The organism is Trinickia caryophylli (genome assembly GCF_034424545.1).
GTDB classification, from domain to species: domain Bacteria; phylum Pseudomonadota; class Gammaproteobacteria; order Burkholderiales; family Burkholderiaceae; genus Trinickia; species Trinickia caryophylli.
This window is the reverse complement of the sequence record NZ_CP139970.1, coordinates 3,586,659-3,603,500: the sequence shown is the minus strand read 5'-3', so window position 1 is coordinate 3,603,500 and position 16,842 is coordinate 3,586,659. Positions and strand designations below refer to the sequence as shown.

The 16,842-nt window shown below is 66.3% G+C and carries 15 protein-coding genes; 6 read left to right on the top strand and 9 right to left on the bottom strand.

All coding sequences use genetic code 11. From position 1 onward, the window contains the following. Positions 1-52: 52 nt before the first annotated feature. The gene (locus tag U0034_RS16320; RefSeq protein WP_085226771.1) at positions 53-235 is read left to right on the top strand and encodes a CsbD family protein; all 183 of its coding nucleotides are present in this window, start codon (positions 53-55) and stop codon (positions 233-235) included. A 173-nt stretch (positions 236-408) separates the two neighbouring features. Here U0034_RS16320 and U0034_RS16315 read toward each other — a convergent pair whose 3' ends face one another. Further along, complete coding sequence (locus U0034_RS16315; RefSeq protein WP_085227241.1) at positions 409-1,329, bottom strand: LysR family transcriptional regulator; 921 nt, start codon at positions 1,327-1,329, stop codon at positions 409-411. 181 nt (positions 1,330-1,510) lie between these two features. Here U0034_RS16315 and U0034_RS16310 point away from each other — a divergent pair, with 181 nt between their 5' ends. Genes U0034_RS16310 through U0034_RS16300 form a run of 3 tightly spaced genes read left to right on the top strand, consistent with a single transcriptional unit; the run spans position 1,511 to position 6,126 of the window. After that, positions 1,511-3,637, top strand: a complete 2,127-nt coding sequence (locus tag U0034_RS16310; RefSeq protein ID WP_085226769.1) for a 3-hydroxyacyl-CoA dehydrogenase NAD-binding domain-containing protein — start codon at positions 1,511-1,513, stop codon at positions 3,635-3,637. A gap of 60 nt (positions 3,638-3,697) precedes the next feature. After that, entirely contained in the window at positions 3,698-4,906 is a 1,209-nt protein-coding gene (locus U0034_RS16305) for an acyl-CoA dehydrogenase family protein (protein ID WP_085226767.1), read from the top strand. A gap of 53 nt (positions 4,907-4,959) precedes the next feature. Further along, positions 4,960-6,126 carry an acyl-CoA dehydrogenase family protein gene (locus tag U0034_RS16300; RefSeq protein WP_085226765.1) on the top strand — a complete coding sequence of 389 codons (1,167 nt, stop codon included), beginning with the start codon at positions 4,960-4,962 and terminating at the stop codon, positions 6,124-6,126. Here the strand turns inward: U0034_RS16300 and U0034_RS16295 are convergent. Continuing rightward, positions 6,120-7,196: a DMT family transporter gene (locus U0034_RS16295; RefSeq protein WP_085226763.1), complete on the bottom strand. Its 1,077-nt coding sequence runs from the start codon at positions 7,194-7,196 to the stop codon at positions 6,120-6,122. The genes U0034_RS16300 and U0034_RS16295 overlap by 7 nt on opposite strands. Before the next feature lie 129 nt (positions 7,197-7,325). After that, the gene (locus U0034_RS16290; RefSeq protein ID WP_085226761.1) at positions 7,326-7,814 is read right to left on the bottom strand and encodes an Lrp/AsnC ligand binding domain-containing protein; all 489 of its coding nucleotides are present in this window, start codon (positions 7,812-7,814) and stop codon (positions 7,326-7,328) included. 98 nt (positions 7,815-7,912) lie between these two features. On the opposite strand from U0034_RS16290, the gene U0034_RS16285 reads away from it, so the two are divergent. Further along, positions 7,913-9,199: a D-amino acid dehydrogenase gene (locus tag U0034_RS16285; protein WP_085226759.1), complete on the top strand. Its 1,287-nt coding sequence runs from the start codon at positions 7,913-7,915 to the stop codon at positions 9,197-9,199. Positions 9,200-9,344: 145 nt separating this feature from the next. Here the strand turns inward: U0034_RS16285 and U0034_RS16280 are convergent, their stop codons facing one another. The 5 genes from U0034_RS16280 to U0034_RS16260 form a co-directional block, all read right to left on the bottom strand. Then, on the bottom strand, positions 9,345-11,135 hold the full coding sequence (locus tag U0034_RS16280; RefSeq protein ID WP_085226757.1) for an acyl-CoA dehydrogenase: 1,791 nt from the start codon (positions 11,133-11,135) through the stop codon (positions 9,345-9,347). Between the two features lie 91 nt (positions 11,136-11,226). Further along, entirely contained in the window at positions 11,227-12,162 is a 936-nt protein-coding gene (locus U0034_RS16275; protein ID WP_085226755.1) for an electron transfer flavoprotein subunit alpha/FixB family protein, read from the bottom strand. Between the two features lie 16 nt (positions 12,163-12,178). After that, complete coding sequence (locus U0034_RS16270) at positions 12,179-12,928, bottom strand: electron transfer flavoprotein subunit beta/FixA family protein (RefSeq protein WP_085226753.1); 750 nt, start codon at positions 12,926-12,928, stop codon at positions 12,179-12,181. 210 nt (positions 12,929-13,138) lie between these two features. Beyond that, entirely contained in the window at positions 13,139-13,792 is a 654-nt protein-coding gene (locus tag U0034_RS16265; RefSeq protein WP_085226751.1) for a methionine ABC transporter permease, read from the bottom strand. Next, entirely contained in the window at positions 13,785-14,816 is a 1,032-nt protein-coding gene (locus tag U0034_RS16260) for a methionine ABC transporter ATP-binding protein (protein WP_085227240.1), read from the bottom strand. The genes U0034_RS16265 and U0034_RS16260 overlap by 8 nt, the downstream gene beginning before the upstream one ends. 239 nt (positions 14,817-15,055) lie before the next feature. Here U0034_RS16260 and U0034_RS16255 point away from each other — a divergent pair, with 239 nt between their 5' ends. Further along, entirely contained in the window at positions 15,056-15,952 is an 897-nt protein-coding gene (locus U0034_RS16255; protein WP_085226749.1) for an alpha/beta hydrolase, read from the top strand. A gap of 25 nt (positions 15,953-15,977) precedes the next feature. Here U0034_RS16255 and U0034_RS16250 read toward each other — a convergent pair whose 3' ends face one another. Continuing rightward, on the bottom strand, positions 15,978-16,805 hold the full coding sequence (locus U0034_RS16250) for an enoyl-CoA hydratase (protein WP_085226747.1): 828 nt from the start codon (positions 16,803-16,805) through the stop codon (positions 15,978-15,980). Positions 16,806-16,842 lie beyond the last annotated feature (37 nt).

Here is a 16,842-nt window from a genome sequence, read left to right as displayed (position 1 = left end):
ATGTCAGATGCCGCACGTTGCGGCTCACTGAACTGAACCAACGGAGGCTCGCATGAACAAGGACCAAGTGAAGGGCATGACCGAAAAAGCGAAGGGCAAGGTGAACGAGACGGTGGGCAAGGCCACCGACAACCCGGCTCGCGAAGCGAAGGGCGATCTGCAGCAAGGTGCCGGCGAGATCCGCAAGGGTTATGGTGACGCCAAGGAAGAACTGAAGAAAGGCCATCACCACTGATGCTCGCGCTGGCCGGCGCATTGCGCGCCGGCCGCGCCAAAATCGGATCGGGGCGCCGATGGTGCTCCGATCGAAGCGCCCTGCCTCACGGGCCGAGCCGCGGCGACGTCGCGGCTTTTCCCGTTATCGCCGGCGTCGCGCCGCCCCCGAGGAAGCGCGCGATGCCGGCCATTTCACTCGCCGGGATCGCGCGGGCGGCCCGCCGCCCGCGTCGCAGCCCGGCCCAGCAGGAATTCGATCAATGCGGCAGCCGCGCGCGTTTGATGCCGGTCCGGCATGTAGAGCATGTACATGTGCGTACCGAAAATGCTCAGGCGCCACGCGTCGAGCGTCGTCACCACTTCGCGCCGGCGTATGTCGTCGTCGACGACGTACCGAGGCACGATGCCCACGCCGAGCCCCGCGAGCAATGCCTGCCGCAGAAACGCAAAATTCTCCGAAATGAGCGTCGGCTCGAGCAGTACCTCATGGCGTTCATCGTCGAGGTATGCCGAGACTCTCAACTGCCGCCCCACCACGGCCGACGTGATCAGCGGTGCCCGACGCAACGCATCGAGTCCGCCGGGCATGCCGTGTTCGCGGGCATAGTACACCGATGCGCAGGCCACGTAGTGCACGGGACCCATGTCACGCGCGACGACGTTTTGCGGCGGCTCGGACATCACGCGTACTGCAATGTCGATTTCGTCGCGCAGCAGATCTTCGATGCGGTTCTCGAAGGTCACGTCGAGCACGATGCCCGGGTGCTGCCGCTTGAATGCGACGAGCCAATCGGCCATGACGAGCTGGCCGTAGCCGCTCGGCACCGAGAGCCGGACTCGCCCCTGCAGCGTCTTGCCGAGCGTTTCCGCCGACTCCTTGGCTGCGCGCACGGCATTGCGGATCGCGCGGCCATGCTCGACGAGACGCAAACCCGCTTCCGTCGGCTCGACGCGCCGTGTCGTGCGCCGCACGAGTTGCAGCCCGAGCGTGCGCTCGAGATGGGCGAGATGGTAGCTCACGTTCGCGCGCGTCATCTTGAGCCGGCGAGCAGCCGCGCTCAGGTTGCCAGCCTCGAGGATTTCCACGAGCAGCGCCAGCGCGTTCGGGTCGATCGACATGTCGGAATCAGGCTTACTTCGCTCTCGCGTCAAATGCAATTTGACAGTCTGTCAATGCACGCTTCCATTGTCAATTGTGCTTATCCCATCGACAATCAAGAACATGCTCCGCCGGCTTAAGCCCCAGCCCAGCCGAAGCCCAGAGAAAAGACTTTACGAGACAGAGCCGCCTCTCATGAATGGATCTCAAGCCGCCCCCTTCGTCACGCACGCGCTCGATGCGAACGTGCTCGTCATCAGGATCGATCACCCTCCCGTGAACGCACTGAGTGCCGACGTGCGCCGCTCGCTCGTCGCGGCCATCGAGGAAGCCGAGGCCAACCCAGCCGTCGCTGTCGCACTGATCATCGGCACCGGCCGCAACTTCATCGCGGGCGCCGATATCCGCGAGTTCGGCAAGCCCCCTCAGCCGCCCCTGCTGCCCACGGTCTGCGAGCGCATCGAGTCGTCGACGAAACCGGTGGTCGCCGCGATCCACGGGGCAGCGCTCGGCGGCGGGCTCGAGATCGCCCTGGCCGCGCACTATCGCATCGCGCTGCGCGATGCGAAGCTCGGATTGCCCGAGGTGAATCTCGGCTTGCTGCCGGGTGCAGGGGGCACGCAGCGCGCGCCCCGCCTCATCGGTGCGCCCGCGGCGCTCGACCTCATGCTTTCGGGCCGTCACGTAAGCGGTAACGAGGCGCTTGCGCTCGGGCTCGTCGACCGCCTCGCCGCAAGCGGCGACATCGCAGCCGAAGGTCTCGCCTATGCGCGCGAACTCGCCTCCGCCCAGGCGGCCCCCCGTCCGACGCGCGACGCGCAAGCGCTCGCGCGAGACCCGACCGCCGCAAAGGCGGCAATCGATGCCGCACGCGCGCAGATCGCCGCGCGCTCGCGCGGCCTGCTCTCGCCGATGAAGATCGTCGACGCGGTGCAAGCCGCGCTCGAGCGGCCATTCGACGAAGGTCTTGCGCTGGAGCGCAGCGCCTTTCTCGAATGCCTCGCGAGCCCGCAGCGCGCGGGGCTCGTCCATGCGTTCTTCGCCGAGCGCGAAGCTGCCAAGGCGCCCGAAACGCAAGCGTCGTCTCCTCGCTCGATCGAACGCGTCGGCATCGTGGGCGGCGGCACCATGGGTGCCGGCATTGCCGTGGCCGTACTCGATGCCGGCTTGCCCATCGTCATGATCGAGCGCGAGGAGGCCGCGCTCGCCGCAGGGCGCGCGCGCGTCGAGCGCGTCTACGAAGGGCTCGTCGCGAAGGGCCGCATTCAGGCCGCCGATAAGGCTGCGGCGCTGGCGCGCTTCACCGGCAGCACATCTTACGAGGCGCTCTCGGATGCCGATCTCGTCATCGAAGCCGTGTTCGAGGACATGTCCGTAAAAAAAGCCGTCTTCGTCGAACTCGATCGCGTGGCGCGGTCCGGCGCCGTGCTGGCCACCAATACGTCGTACCTCGACATCGACGAAATTGCGTCGGCCACCGGGCGGCCCGCCGACGTGATCGGCCTGCACTTCTTCTCGCCCGCCAACGTGATGAAGCTGCTGGAGATCGTCGTGCCCGCGCGCGTCGCACCCGACGTGGTCGCCACCGCATTCGATTTCGCACGGCGCCTGCGCAAGGTGGCCGTGCGCGCGGGCGTATGCGACGGTTTCATCGGCAACCGTCTGCTCGCCGTTTATCGGACGGCGGCCGACTATCTGCTGGAAGACGGCGCCTCGCCGTACCAGATCGATGGCGCCATGCGCGCGTTCGGTTACCCCATGGGCCCTTATCAAGTTGTCGACCTGGCAGGCGGCGACATCGGCTGGGCGGCGCGCAAGCGCCGCGCAGCCACGCGCGATCCGCGCGCCCGCTACGTCGAAATCGCCGACCGGCTCTGCGAGCGCGGCTGGTTCGGGCAGAAGACGGGCCGCGGGTTCTACCGCTATGAGGACGGGGCGCGCGTGGGCAAGCCGGACCCGGAAGTCGAAGCCATCGTCGCGGCGGAGCGCGAGCGGCACGGCATCGTCCCGCGCACCTTCAGTGACGAGGAGATCGTGCGGCGCCTCATGATGGCCGTCATCAACGAGGCAGCGAACGTCGTGCGGGAGGGGATCGCGCTGCGTCCGCTCGATGTCGACGTGACGCTCGTGCATGGCTACGGTTTTCCGCGCTATCGCGGCGGCCCGATGAAATACGCCGATACGCTCGGCCTCGCCAACGTGCTCGCGGCTCTGCGCCGCTACGAACGCGAAGACGCACTGTTCTGGAAACCGTCCACGCTGATCATCGAACTCGTCGAGCGCGGCGCGGACTTCTCGAGCCTCGACGAGCCGCGCTCCTGAGCGTCGGAGATCTGACCGCCCCTGCCCGCCGAAGCGAACGCTCGGCGAAAGAGATATGCGATGGACCTCGATTTCACTGAAAAGGAACATGCGTTTCGCGACGAAGTGCGGCGCTTTCTCGCGGAATCGCTGCCGCCGCGGATCGCACACAAGGTGCGCCACGGGCAACGGCTTCGGCGCGAAGACATGGCGCAATGGCATGCGCTCGTCAACGCGCGCGGGTGGCTCGCGAGTCACTGGCCGCGCGAATACGGCGGCCCTGGCTGGACACCGATCGAGCGCTTCGTCTTCGAAAACGAATGTGCGCTCGCGCATGCGCCGCGCATCGTGCCGTTCGGCGTGAACATGCTCGGCCCCGTGCTGATCGAATACGGCAGCGACGCGCAAAAACGCCACTGGCTGCCACGCATTCTCGACGGCTCGGACTGGTGGTGCCAGGGTTATTCGGAGCCCGGCGCGGGCTCCGATCTGGCCGGGCTCTCGACACGCGCCGTACGCGTTGCCGATTCCGACGGCGATTACTACGTCGTGAACGGCCAGAAAACCTGGACCACCCTCGGCCACTACGCCAACATGATGTTCTGCCTCGTGCGCACCGATCCCCACGCGCGCAAGCAGGAAGGCATCAGCTTTTTGCTCGTCGACATGCGCTCGCCCGGCGTCGAAGTGCGCCCGATCGTCACGCTCGACGGCGAGCACGAGGTCAACGAGGTATTTCTCACAGACGTGCGCGTGCCGGCCGGCAACCTCGTTGGCGAAGAAAACCGTGGCTGGACGTACGCAAAATACCTGCTGACCTACGAGCGCACGAACATTGCGGGCGTCGGCTTTTCGATGGCTGCGCTCGAACGCCTGCGCCACGTGGCCGGGCAGATTCTCGAAAACGGCCGCCCGCTCGCCGAGGACTCGCTCTTCGCTGCGCGCGTGGCACGCGTGACGATCGACCTCGAGAACATGAAGACGACGAACCTGCGCATGATCGCGGCCGCGGCGGGCGGCGCTACGCCTGGCGTGCAAAGCTCCATGCTGAAGGTGCGCGGCACGCAAATTCGCCAGACCCTCGCTTCGCTCATGCGCCGAGCGCTCGGGCCTTATGCCCGGCCGTTCGTCGACGAAGCGTTCGACGAGGGCTACGACGGCGGCCCACTCGGTCCTGTCGACGTCTTCGACGCCGCGAAAAGCGACTTCAACCAGTACAAGCTGTCGATCTACGGCGGCTCGAACGAAATCCAGAAGAACATCATCGCCCAAGCGCTGCTCGGACTTTGAACGATGCGCGCGCTGCGAGCGGTTCAAGCGCATCAAGCTGACGGAGTGCCACCATGAACTTCGACCTCACCGACGAGCAGCACATGCTCGCCGATACGCTCGCGCGTTTCATCGCCGGGCAATACGGGCACGCCGTGCGTGAACGGATTGCCCGGTCGCCGGGCGGCCTCGATCGTGGGCTCTGGCAACGCTTCGGCGAACTGGGCGCCATCGGCGCGCTCTTCGCCGAAGCCGATGGCGGCTTCGGCGGCACCGGCGACGATATCGCCGTCGTCTTCGAAGCGCTCGGCCGCGGGCTCGTGATCGAGCCCTTTCTCGGCGCGCTCGTCGTCGGTCACGCGCTGGCCCGCGCGGGCAGCCCGTCTCAACGCGCATGGCTTGCGCGCCTCATGACGGGCGAAGCCATCGCTGCGTTCGCGCACGGCGAACCCGACACCCGCTATGCACGCTCGCACGTGAACACGCGCGCCGTGCCGCATGCGAACGGATGGCGCCTGGATGGAGCCAAGGCCGTCGTAGCGGCGGCCGAACAAGCCGATGTCGTGCTCGTGTCCGCACGCACGTCGGGCGCCCTCGGCGACGAACACGGCATTTCGCTCTTTCTCGTGCCGCGCGAAGCGGCAGGCTTGCGCCGGCGCGGCTATACGCTGATCGACGGCGGACGCGCGGCGGATATCTCGTTCGACGGGCTATGCGTGCCCGCCGATGCGCTCGTCGGCACCGCCGGCACCGGCTTCGAGATAATCGAGGCGGCGCTTGCGCGCGGCACGCTGGCGCTTTGCGCGCAAGCGCTCGGCACGATGAACGCCGCATTCGAGATGACGCTCGACTATCTGCGCACGCGCCGCCAGTTCGGCGCGCCGCTTGGCACCTTCCAGGCGCTGCGGCACCGCGTGGCCGATCTCGCGATCGAGCTCGAACAGGCCCGCTCGTCCGTCATCAACGCATCGAGCGCGCTCGACGGCGCGCGGCTCGCCCGCGAGCGAGCGCTATCGGCCGCCAAATACACGATCGGACAGGCGGGCCAGCTCGTCGCGCGCGAGTCCGTCCAGATGCATGGCGGCATCGGTATGACCTGGGAGCTGCCGCTCTCGCACTATGCCAAACGGCTCGTGATGATCGATCATCAGCTCGGCGACGAAGACCACCATCTGGCCCGGTATGCCGCGTTGAGCCGCGAGCACGACGCCCCCGCAGCCGGGCGGCCGGCCGCTCAGTGACCGTGGCGATGGTGAATGTCGGGGTAATGCGCGTGGGTATGCGTTATCCGCTCGTGCCGGTGTGGATGCACGTGCGGTTCGGTGCCGTCCCACGCGAAATCGTGCTCGTGTCGATGATGGCTGTCATGACGATGCCGATGGCTGTGCTCGAGCGGCTCGTGCGTATGCGCGTGCTCGTGCCGTTCGCGCAGATGCAGCCAGACACCCGCTGCCATCAGCGCGCACGCGAACCAGAACGCAACGGGCGGCCACGCCGGCCAGATCGCGAGCGAGAGCGCCACGCCGATCAACGGCGCGACCGAGAAATAAGCGCCCGTTCTCGCCGTGCCCAGATGTCGTAGAGCGACGATGAAAAGCGAAAGGCTCACGCCGTAGCCGGCGAAACCGATGATCATGGCCGCTCCGAGCGCGGTGGCCTGCGGCAGCGCGGCGCCGGTCGCAAGCCCGATCGCGAGATTGACCGAGCCGGCGGCGAGCCCCTTGATGCAGGCGATCGCGATCGCATCGTTGGTCGATACCTTGCGCGTGAGGTTGTTGTCGACGGCCCAGCACGCGCACGCGGCCGCGACGAAAAGCGCGCCGAGCGGCACGGCGGCCACGCCCGGTTGCCACGACAGCACAACCCCGCCTGCGACGATCGCGATCATGCCGAGGAATACCTGCCAGTCGACATTTTCCCGAAAGACGATCCATGCGAGGCCGGCCGTAAACACCCCTTCCAGATTGAGCAGCAGCGAGGCGGTGGCCGCGGGCGTCGCCGTAAGGCCGAACATCAGCAGCGCCGGGCCGGCCACGCCGCCCGCGAGGATCGCGCCCGCGAGCCACGGCAGCTCGCCGCGCGTGAGGCGTTGCATGTGGGTTGCGCGTTCGGCTTCGCCGTCACCGCGCCTGCCCGCTCGACGCACGAGCAGGACGAGTGCAAGTCCGATCCCGCTGCCGAGATAAAAAAGGCCGGCGAGCACGAAAGGCGGCACGGACCCGAGCAGCAGTTTCGCGAGCGGGGTGGTCGCGCCGAACAGCGCAGCGGCGGCGAGCGCCGTCAAGGGGGCGGCATTCAAGCGTGCGGGCATCGTCGGAGAATCGGAGTAGGCGTAAGCGAAAAAAGGCTGGCGGCCGAAGCTGCGGCTCGCAGGAGCGATCTTACGGCAGCCGAAGCTGACACGCTACGCATGATCGGCGCGGCGCAACCCCGCGCTTGCTCAATCGCTCAAGGGGATCGCGAGCGTTTCCTTGATCTCTTCCATGACGACATAGCTCTTCGACTGAACGGCGCCGGGCAACTGCAGCAGGATGTCGCCGAGCAACTTGCGATAGTCGGCCATTTCGCCGATGCGGGCCTTGATCAGATAGTCGAAATCGCCCGAGACGAGATGGCATTCCAGCACCTCGGGGATCTTCTGCACCTCGCGCCGAAACTTTTCGAACATGTTCCCGCTCTTGTGGTCCAGCGTGATTTCGACGAACACGAGCAGCGAGGCGCCGAGCTGCGTCGGATCGACGCGCGCGTAATAGCCCGTGATCACGCCGTCGCGCTCCATGCGCTTCACGCGTTCGATGCAGGGCGTCACCGTCAAGCCGACCCGCTCGGCCAGATCTTTCATGGCGATGCGGCCGTCGTCCTGGAGCACCTTGAGAATGTGGTGATCGATTTTGTCGAGCCGGCGTACCGGCTGGCGCTGAGTTCGCATGTTTCCACCAAAAATCGGAAAACTACAGAAACAAAAACTGCTTTTGGCGCAATAGTATAGCGCCCATCACTGGATGAATCGGAATTTTCGGAGCCAACATGCGAGTCCTCGTTCTCGGCAGCGGTGTGGTCGGCATCACGAGCGCTTATTACCTGGCGCGCGCGGGCCATGAGGTCACGGTCGTCGATCGGTCGCCCGGTCCCGCGCTCGAGACGAGCTATGCGAATGCAGGCCAGATTTCGCCGGGCTACGCGGCGCCATGGGCGGCCCCGGGCGTGCCGTTGAAAGCCGTCAAGTGGATGTTCCAGAAGCACGCGCCGCTCGCGATCCGGCTCGACGGGACGCAGTTCCAGTTGCGCTGGATGTGGCAAATGCTGCAGAACTGCACGGCCTCGCGCTATGCGGTCAACAAGGGACGCATGGTGCGACTGGCCGAATATAGCCGCGACTGTCTGCAGGCGCTGCGGGCCGACACCGGCATCCAGTACGAAGGCCGTACGGGCGGCACGCTGCAGGTATTCCGCACGCAGCAACAGCTCGACGGAGCGCAAAAGGACATCGCGGTGCTGAAGGAAGCGAACGTCGCCTACGAACTGCTGAGCCCTGCGGAACTCTCGCGCGCCGAGCCCGCGCTCGCGGCCGTATCGCACAAGCTTACGGGCGGCCTGCGTCTGCCGGGCGACGAAACGGGCGATTGCCAGATGTTCACCACGCGGCTGGCTGCGCTCGCCGAAAAGCTCGGCGTGACGTTCCGCTACAACACATCCATCGATGCGCTCGAGATGGCCGGAGGCAGGATCGCCGGCGTGCGCTGCGGCGACGAAACGCTGCGCGCCGATACCTACGTGGTCGCGCTCGGCGCGTACTCGACGAAGTTCGTCGCCGACATCATGAAGATTCCGGTTTATCCGCTCAAGGGGTACTCGATCACGGCGCCGATCGTCGACGCCTCGGCCGCGCCCGTCTCCACGGTGCTCGACGAAACCTACAAGATCGCGATTACGCGTTTCGACGACCGCATCCGCGTGGGCGGCATGGCCGAGATCGTCGGTTTCGATTTGAAGTTGCGCCAGGCGCGCCGCGAGACGCTCGAGATGTGCGTAAACGATCTGTTCCCGGGCGGCGGCGATACCACGGCCGCCACGTTCTGGACGGGCTTGCGCCCGATGACGCCAGACGGCACGCCGATCGTCGGCCGCACGCCCGTGTCGAACCTGTTGCTCAACACGGGCCACGGCACGCTCGGCTGGACGATGTCGTGCGGCTCGGGCCAGTTGCTGGCCGACCTGATCTCGGGCCGCCGGCCGGCCATTCAGGCCGACGACCTTTCGGTGCACCGCTATCTCGGCGAAGCCGGTTCCTCGCACCGCCCCGCTTACGCGTAATGGCTCACGCTTACCCAAAGAGCCGGCTGTAACGACAACGGCGCCCTACAGGGCGCCGTTTGCATTCCTATCCCGCGTTCCGCTCTTCGCGTCGACGCCGAGGGCGACCGGGCCGCCGGCGTCGATCGGATCGGGTCTGAACGAATCAGAACTGATCTTCCGAGAGCGCGAACACGCCTTCGCTGCCGTTGCCGGACACGATCGCCGCTTCCAGCGCACCGGCCTGCGGCAGAACCTGTTCGGCATAAAAACGCGCCGTCGCGAGCTTTGCGCCGAAAAACGCGGGATCGCTCGCCTCGTCGCGAGCGGCCGCGAGCATCGCCCGCGCCATCTGCCAACCGCACAGCACGATTCCGGCGAGCTTCAGGTACGGCACACTGCCCGCGAATACGGCGTTGGGATCGCGTTTGGCATTCGCGACGACGTACTCGACGACGGCCGCCAACGCGCGCTGCCCCGCCGCGAGTTGCTCGCGCATCGCGACAAATCCGGTGCCCTCGTGGCCCTCGAGCGCGGCAACGGTCTCGCCGACAGCGGCAATCAATTGCCGGGCGACGGCGCCGCCGTCGCGCAGCGTCTTGCGGCCGACGAGATCGTTGGCCTGGATAGCCGTCGTACCCTCGTAGATGGTGAGAATGCGCGCGTCGCGGTAGTACTGGGCCGCCCCCGTTTCCTCGATAAAGCCCATTCCGCCGTGCACCTGCACGCCAAGGCTGGCAACGTCGATCGACAGCTCCGTGCTCCATCCCTTCACCACGGGCACGAGGTACTCGTAGATTGCCTGATGCGCCGCACGCACCGCGGCGTCGGCATGATGATGCGCGATGTCGCTATGCGCGGCGGCCACGTAGGCAAGTGCGCGCGCGCCTTCGGTCAGCGCACGCATCGTCGCGAGCATGCGGCGCACATCCGGATGGTGAATGATCGTGACGGAGGCCTTGGCCGAGCCGTCCACGGGCCGGCTCTGCACGCGCTCCTTCGCATAGGCGACGGCCTTCTGATACGCACGCTCGGCCACCGAGATGCCCTGCAGGCCGACTGCGAAACGCGCGGCGTTCATCATGATGAACATATACTCAAGGCCGCGATTCTCCTCGCCGACGAGATAGCCGATCGCACCGCCGTGATCGCCGTACTGCAATACCGCTGTCGGGCTCGCCTTGATGCCGAGCTTGTGCTCGATCGACACACAATGCACATCGTTGCGGGCGCCGAGCGAACCGTCGTCACCCACGACGAACTTGGGCACGATGAAAAGCGAGATGCCCTTCACGCCTTCCGGCGCATCGGGCGTGCGCGCGAGCACGAGGTGCACGATGTTGTCCGCCATGTCGTGCTCGCCCCACGTGATGAAGATCTTCGTGCCGAAGAGCCGATAGCTGCCGTCGCCTTGCGGCTCGGCGCGCGTGCGCACGAGTGCGAGATCGGAGCCCGCCTGCGGCTCGGTCAGATTCATCGTGCCGGTCCACTCGCCCGAGATCAGCTTCGGCACGTAGCGCTGCTTTTGCTGCTCGCTGCCGGCCGTCAGCAGCGCCTCGATGGCACCGTCGGTCAGCAGCGGACAAAGCGCGAACGACAGATTGGCCGCATTGAGCATCTCCATGCAGGGCGTGGCGATGAGCTTCGGCAGCCCCTGGCCCTCATAGTCGGCCGGATGCTGCACACCTTGCCAGCCGCCTTCGACGAACTGGCGGAACGCCTCCTTGAAGCCGGGCGTCGCCGTGACGGCGCCGTCCTTCCATACGCTCGGATTGCGATCGCCATCGACGTTCAGAGGCGCGAGCACCTCCTCGCACAACTTCGCCGATTCGCCGAGCACGGCCTGGGCCGTCTCGAAGCCCGCGTCTTCGAAGCCCGGCAGCTCGGCCACCGTATCGAGGCCGGCCAGTTCCTTCATCGCGAACAACATGTCCTTGATGGGCGCGGTATAGCTCATCGTGTTCTCCTCCGAGGTATAAAAAAGGGGCGCGTCGCGCCCCTCGTATGTCGTCAGGCGCCTTGTCTCGCGGCGCTTCGCTCCGGCCGGATCAGCCGAGCGCGGCGACGAGCTCCGGCACGACCGTGAACAGATCGCCCACGAGGCCGTAATCGGCCACGCTGAAGATCGGCGCTTCGGGGTCCTTGTTGATCGCCACGATCACCTTCGAATCTTTCATGCCGGCCAGATGCTGAATCGCACCCGAAATGCCCACGGCCACGTACAGTTGCGGCGCCACGATCTTGCCCGTCTGGCCCACCTGATAATCGTTCGGCACGTAACCCGCATCCACGGCCGCGCGCGAAGCGCCCAGCGCCGCGCCGAGCTTGTCGGCCAGCGGCACGAGCACACTTTCGTAGTTCTCGCCGCTGCCAAGGCCCCGGCCGCCCGAAACCACGATCTGCGCGCTCGTCAACTCCGGGCGATCGAGCTTCGTCACCTCGCGGCTCACGAACTGCGAGATGCCGCGATCGGCCGCCGCCTCGATCTTCTCCACCGGCGCGCTGCCGCCCTCGGCCGCCACCGCGTCGAAGCCCGTTGCGCGAACCGTGATGACCTTGACGGGATCCGCCGACTGCACCGTCGCGATCGCATTGCCCGCGTAGATCGGACGCTCGAACGTATCGCTCGATACCACCGCCGTGATTTCGCTGATCTGCGCCACATCGAGCTTCGCCGCGATGCGCGGCGCCACGTTCTTGCCGTAGGCCGTGGCCGGCAGCACGATATGCGAGTAGTCCTTGGCGATGTTCAGCGCGGTCGCCTCGACGTTTTCCGCGATGCCCTCGGCCAGCTGCGGCGCATCGGCCAGCAGCACCTTCGTCACGCCCGCGATCCTGGCCGCCGCGTCCGCCGCGCCCTGCGCGTTGTGGCCCGCCACCAGCACGTGAATATCGCCGCCGATCTTGGTCGCCGCCGCCACCGTGTTCAGCGTCGCACCCTTGATCGACGCGTTGTCGTGTTCCGCAATTACGAGAATCGTCATGTCTGTTTCGCTCCCCTTACAGCACCTTGGCTTCGGTCTTCAGCTTCTCGACCAGCGTCTTCACGTCGGCCACCTTCACGCCGGCGCTGCGCTTCGGCGGCTCGGCCACCTTCAAGGTCTTCAAACGGGGAGTCACGTCCACGCCCAGGTCTTCGGGCTTGAGCGTCTCCAATGGCTTCTTCTTCGCCTTCATGATGTTCGGCAGAGTGACGTAGCGCGGCTCGTTCAGGCGCAGGTCCGTCGTCACCACCGCCGGCAGCGTGAGCGTCAGCGTCTCGGCACCGCCGTCCACTTCGCGGGCAACCGTCGCCTTGCCATCGGCCACCGTCACCTTCGACGCAAACGTCGCCTGCGGCAGGCCCGCCAGCGCCGCCAGCATCTGGCCTGTCTGGTTCGAGTCGTCGTCGATGGCCTGCTTGCCCAGAATCACGAGCTGCGGCTGCTCCTTGTCGACGAGCGCCTTCAACAGCTTGGCCACGGCGAGCGGCTGCAGCTCCTCGTTCGACTCGATCAGGATCGCGCGATCCGCTCCGATGGCCAGCGCCGTGCGCAACGTCTCCTGCGCCTGCGCCACGCCCGCCGACACCGCGATCACCTCGGTGGCCACGCCCGCTTCCTTCAGACGCACCGCCTCTTCCACGGCAATCTCGTCGAACGGGTTCATCGACATCTTCACGTTCGCGATATCGACGCCCGTGCCGTCCGACTTCACACGGACCTTCACGTTGTAGTCGACTACGCGCTTGACTGGCACCAGAATTTTCATCCACACGCTCCAAAGTTACGAATACGTCAACCCAGCGGCCATTATAACGACAGCGACTTCGGCAACCGAGCCGGTCCCCCGATCAGCACGAGGGATTTCCCCTTCGACGGCGCACTCAAGAATAACGAACGATCGTTCCATTTTATTGAGCCGCGTCGCGTCCGCCAAGCCCGGAATCTCGATCAATGCCTCTAAAGGCGCCTTCGAGGCTCAGCGGTGGCTGAGCCGCCGCACGAGCCAGTCGCCGAACGACTGCACCAACTGGACGAAGACGATCAGGATCACGACCACGGCCAGCATCACTTCGGGCAGGAAGCGCTGATAGCCGTAGCGGATGCCGAGATCGCCCAGCCCCCCGCCGCCGATCGCGCCGGCCATGGCCGAATAGCCGACGAGCGAAACGAAAGTGATCGTCAGCCCGGCGACGATGCCGGGCAGCGCCTCGGGCAACAGCACCTTGAAGACGATCTGCCGCGTCGTCGCGCCGAGCGCCGTGGCCGTTTCGATCAGGCCGCGATCGACCTCTCTCAACGCCGTTTCCACGAGGCGCGCGATGAACGGCGCCGCCGCGATCGTCAGCGGCACGACTGCCGCAGCTGTGCCGATCGAGGTGCCCACGACGAGCCGCGTAAACGGGATGACGGCGACGAGCAGGATGATGAAGGGCGTGGAGCGTACGGCATTGACCGTCAAGCCCATGACGCGGTTTGCGGTGAGGTGCTCGAGCACGCCGCCGCGATCGGTCAAATGCAGCAGCACGCCGAGAGGCAAGCCCACAAGCGCGCCGAGCACGCCCGATATCCCGACCATGACGAGCGTTTCCCAAAACGACTCGACGAACATCGAAAACATTTCTTCAAACATGCGAAAGGGTCTCCACGACAACGCCCTGCTCGCGCAGGAACGCGAGCGCCGCGTCGAGCTGCCCGCGCTCGCCGTCGGCCAGCACCGCGAGCGAGCCGAACGGGCGGCCCTGAATTTCATCGATCTGCCCGTGCAGGATGTTCACGTCCAGCGCAAAACGACGGATCGCCTCCGACAGCACGGGGCGATCGACGCTGCCGCCGGCAAACGCGAGCCGCAGCAGTTGGCCCGCGCCGGTTTCCAGATGCTTCGCCACGCGCGCCTTCACGGCGCTCGGCAACTCGTGCGCGATGACGTCGCCGAGCAGCGCGCGCGTGACTTCGTGCCGCGGCTGCAGGAAAACGTCCACGACGTTGCCCGCCTCGACGATCTTGCCCGCATCGAGCACCGCCACGCGGTCGCAAACCTGCTTGATCACTTCCATCTGGTGGGTGATCAGCACGATCGTCAGGCCGAGTTCGCGGTTGATCCGCTTCAGCAGTTCGAGAATCGAACGTGTGGTTTCGGGATCGAGCGCCGAGGTGGCTTCATCCGAAAGCAGCACCTTGGGCTTGCTCGCGAGCGCGCGCGCTATGCCGACGCGCTGCTTCTGCCCGCCGCTGATCTGCGAGGGGTAGCGGTCTTTTTGTGCCGTCAGGCCGACGAGTTCGATGAGCGGGAGCACCGCCGCTTCGATCGCGTGGCGCTTCATCCCCGTGAGTTCGAGCGGCAGCGCGATGTTCTCGAAGACGGTGCGCGAGCTCAGCAGGTTGAAGTGCTGAAAGATCATCCCGATTTCACGACGGGCTTCTCGCAACTCGGCCGGCGGCAACGCCGTGAGCGTGCGTCCGGCCACCACCACGTCCCCCGAACTGGGGCGCGCGAGGAGATTGATGGTGCGCACGAGGGTGCTCTTGCCCGCGCCGCTGCGGCCGATGATGCCGAAGATCTCGCCCCCGGGAATCGCGAGATTGATGTCGTGCAGCGCGTCGACCGGCCCCTGCGGGCCCGGATAGCGCTGAAATATTTTGCGTAGTTCGATCATGAAAAGGCAAAACGGCGGGCAGCCATCGATCAGCGTCGCACGCATCTCGACAGCCGGCCGCCGTGGCTCGCTTGGAACAGCCGGTTATTTTATCGCGGCGCACAAATAGCGTTTAATAATTAATGCGCAGCCGCACATAACCGGAAGAAATTAGAGGCCCTCGACCGGCCGCGCAACCGCCCGCCCCCGCTACCATTGAGGACGGCTCGTGCCGCACAAAAACACAGGAGACAGCGCTCATGGCAAGCGTGGAAGCAGAATCGGCGCCGTCCGGCACCGACGCCCAGTACGGCACCATACGGGCTGCGGACGGGCAGTCCCTCGCGCTTTACCGCTGGCTGCCGCGACGCGATGCCGCACCACGCGCCGTCGTTGCGCTCGTACACGGGCTGGCCGAACATGCGGGCCGCTACGCCGCGCTGGCCGAACGGCTCAACGCGGCGGGCATCGAGCTCGTCGCCATCGATTTGCGCGGCCATGGCCGCTCGCCCGGCCCACGCGCATGGGTAACGCGCATCGACGAGTACCTGCTCGATCTCGAGGCGCTGCTGGCGGCGGCGGCCCGGCCCGGCGTGCCGCTTTTTCTGATGGGACACAGCATGGGCGGCGCGATCGCCGCTCTGTTCGCAGTCGAACGGCTGGCGCGCTTCGCTGCCGGGCATCGACCTGTCGCCGGCCTCGTGCTATCGAGCGCGGCACTCGCACCGGGCCGCGACGTCCCGCGCTGGATGATCGTGGCGAGCCGCATCGTGAGCCGCCTCTGGCCACGCTTTCCCGCCATGAGAATCGAGCCCGCGCTACTCTCGCGCGATCCGGCCGTCGTCGAAGCGAATCGCCGCGACCCGCTCGTGCATCACGGAGGCATACCGGCGCGCACCGGCGCGGAGATTCTCGCCGCCATGGCGCGCATCGAACGCGGTCGCGGCGGCCTGACGCTGCCGGTGCTCGTTTTTCACGGCAGCGAGGACAAGCTGACCGAACCGGACGGCAGCCGCGCGTTCGCCGCGCAGGTCGGCTCGCGCGATCGCACGCTTGCGATCTACAACGGCAGCTATCACGAAACGATGAACGATCTCGACCGCACCGAGGTCATCGCCGCGCTGGCGGGATGGATCCTCGCGCGCGCCACGCCGTAACAGCGCGATGGACGCGCCGCCGCGCTCAACGCTTCCAGTTCGGCGGACGCTTTTCCACGAACGCCTGGAGACCTTCCTGCGTTGCTTCGTCGATGGCATTGCACGCCATCGTCTGGCCGGCGAGCTGATAGGCGGCTTCGATTCCCGTCTCGATCTGCCGATAGAAGAGCGCCTTGCCCGCGCGCACGGCGGCGGCGGGCTTGGCGCAAATGCTCGAGGCAAGACGAACGACCTCGGCATCGAGCGCATCGAGCGGCGCCATGCTATTGATGAGTCCTTGCTCGCGTGCCTGGGCCGCGTCGATGAACTCGCCCGTCATCAGCATCTCGAAGGCGGCCTTGCGCGAAACGTTGCGCGAAAGCGGCACGGCCGGCGTTGCACAAAAGAGGCCGACGTTGATCCCCGAAACGGCGAACCGCGCGGTATCGGCAGCAACGGCCAGATCGCACATGGCCACGAGCTGGCAGCCCGCCGCGGTCGCGGTGCCCTGCACGCGCGCGATGACAGGCTGCGGCATGCGCTGGATCGTCAGCATCAGCGCCGAGCAGCGTGTAAAGAGCGCCTGGTAGTACTCGAGCGTCGGCGTTGCGCGCATCTCCTTGAGATCGTGGCCCGCGCAAAACGCGCGACCGGCCGCCGCGATGACGACAACGCGTGCCTCGCTCGCGGCGAGCGTCTTCAACGCAGCGTGCAATTCGGCGATCAACTGCTCCGATAGCGCGTTGAACGCATCGGGTCGATTGAGCGTGAGCCGCACCACACCGGGCAGCCCGTAGGCCGCGTGCTCGATCTGCAACACGCCGGCGCCGGGTGTCCCACCCGATGGCACCGGCAACGATTCGTTGACGTTCATTGCGGACCTCCCTCCTCGGCTCGCGATCGCGCGACCG

Excerpts from the sequence above, each read along its gene's own strand:
- U0034_RS16320 (WP_085226771.1), top strand. The coding sequence starts at position 53 with ATGAACAAGGACCAAGTGAAGGGCATGACCGAAAAAGCGAAGGGCAAG.
- U0034_RS16310 (WP_085226769.1), top strand. The coding sequence starts at position 1,511 with ATGAATGGATCTCAAGCCGCCCCCTTCGTCACGCACGCGCTCGATGCG.
- U0034_RS16305 (WP_085226767.1), top strand. The coding sequence starts at position 3,698 with ATGGACCTCGATTTCACTGAAAAGGAACATGCGTTTCGCGACGAAGTG.
- U0034_RS16300 (WP_085226765.1), top strand. The coding sequence starts at position 4,960 with ATGAACTTCGACCTCACCGACGAGCAGCACATGCTCGCCGATACGCTC.
- U0034_RS16295 (WP_085226763.1), bottom strand. The coding sequence starts at position 7,196 with ATGCCCGCACGCTTGAATGCCGCCCCCTTGACGGCGCTCGCCGCCGCT.
- U0034_RS16290 (WP_085226761.1), bottom strand. The coding sequence starts at position 7,814 with ATGCGAACTCAGCGCCAGCCGGTACGCCGGCTCGACAAAATCGATCAC.
- U0034_RS16285 (WP_085226759.1), top strand. The coding sequence starts at position 7,913 with ATGCGAGTCCTCGTTCTCGGCAGCGGTGTGGTCGGCATCACGAGCGCT.
- U0034_RS16280 (WP_085226757.1), bottom strand. The coding sequence starts at position 11,135 with ATGAGCTATACCGCGCCCATCAAGGACATGTTGTTCGCGATGAAGGAA.
- U0034_RS16275 (WP_085226755.1), bottom strand. The coding sequence starts at position 12,162 with ATGACGATTCTCGTAATTGCGGAACACGACAACGCGTCGATCAAGGGT.
- U0034_RS16270 (WP_085226753.1), bottom strand. The coding sequence starts at position 12,928 with ATGAAAATTCTGGTGCCAGTCAAGCGCGTAGTCGACTACAACGTGAAG.
- U0034_RS16265 (WP_085226751.1), bottom strand. The coding sequence starts at position 13,792 with ATGTTTGAAGAAATGTTTTCGATGTTCGTCGAGTCGTTTTGGGAAACG.
- U0034_RS16260 (WP_085227240.1), bottom strand. The coding sequence starts at position 14,816 with ATGATCGAACTACGCAAAATATTTCAGCGCTATCCGGGCCCGCAGGGG.
- U0034_RS16255 (WP_085226749.1), top strand. The coding sequence starts at position 15,056 with ATGGCAAGCGTGGAAGCAGAATCGGCGCCGTCCGGCACCGACGCCCAG.
- U0034_RS16250 (WP_085226747.1), bottom strand. The coding sequence starts at position 16,805 with ATGAACGTCAACGAATCGTTGCCGGTGCCATCGGGTGGGACACCCGGC.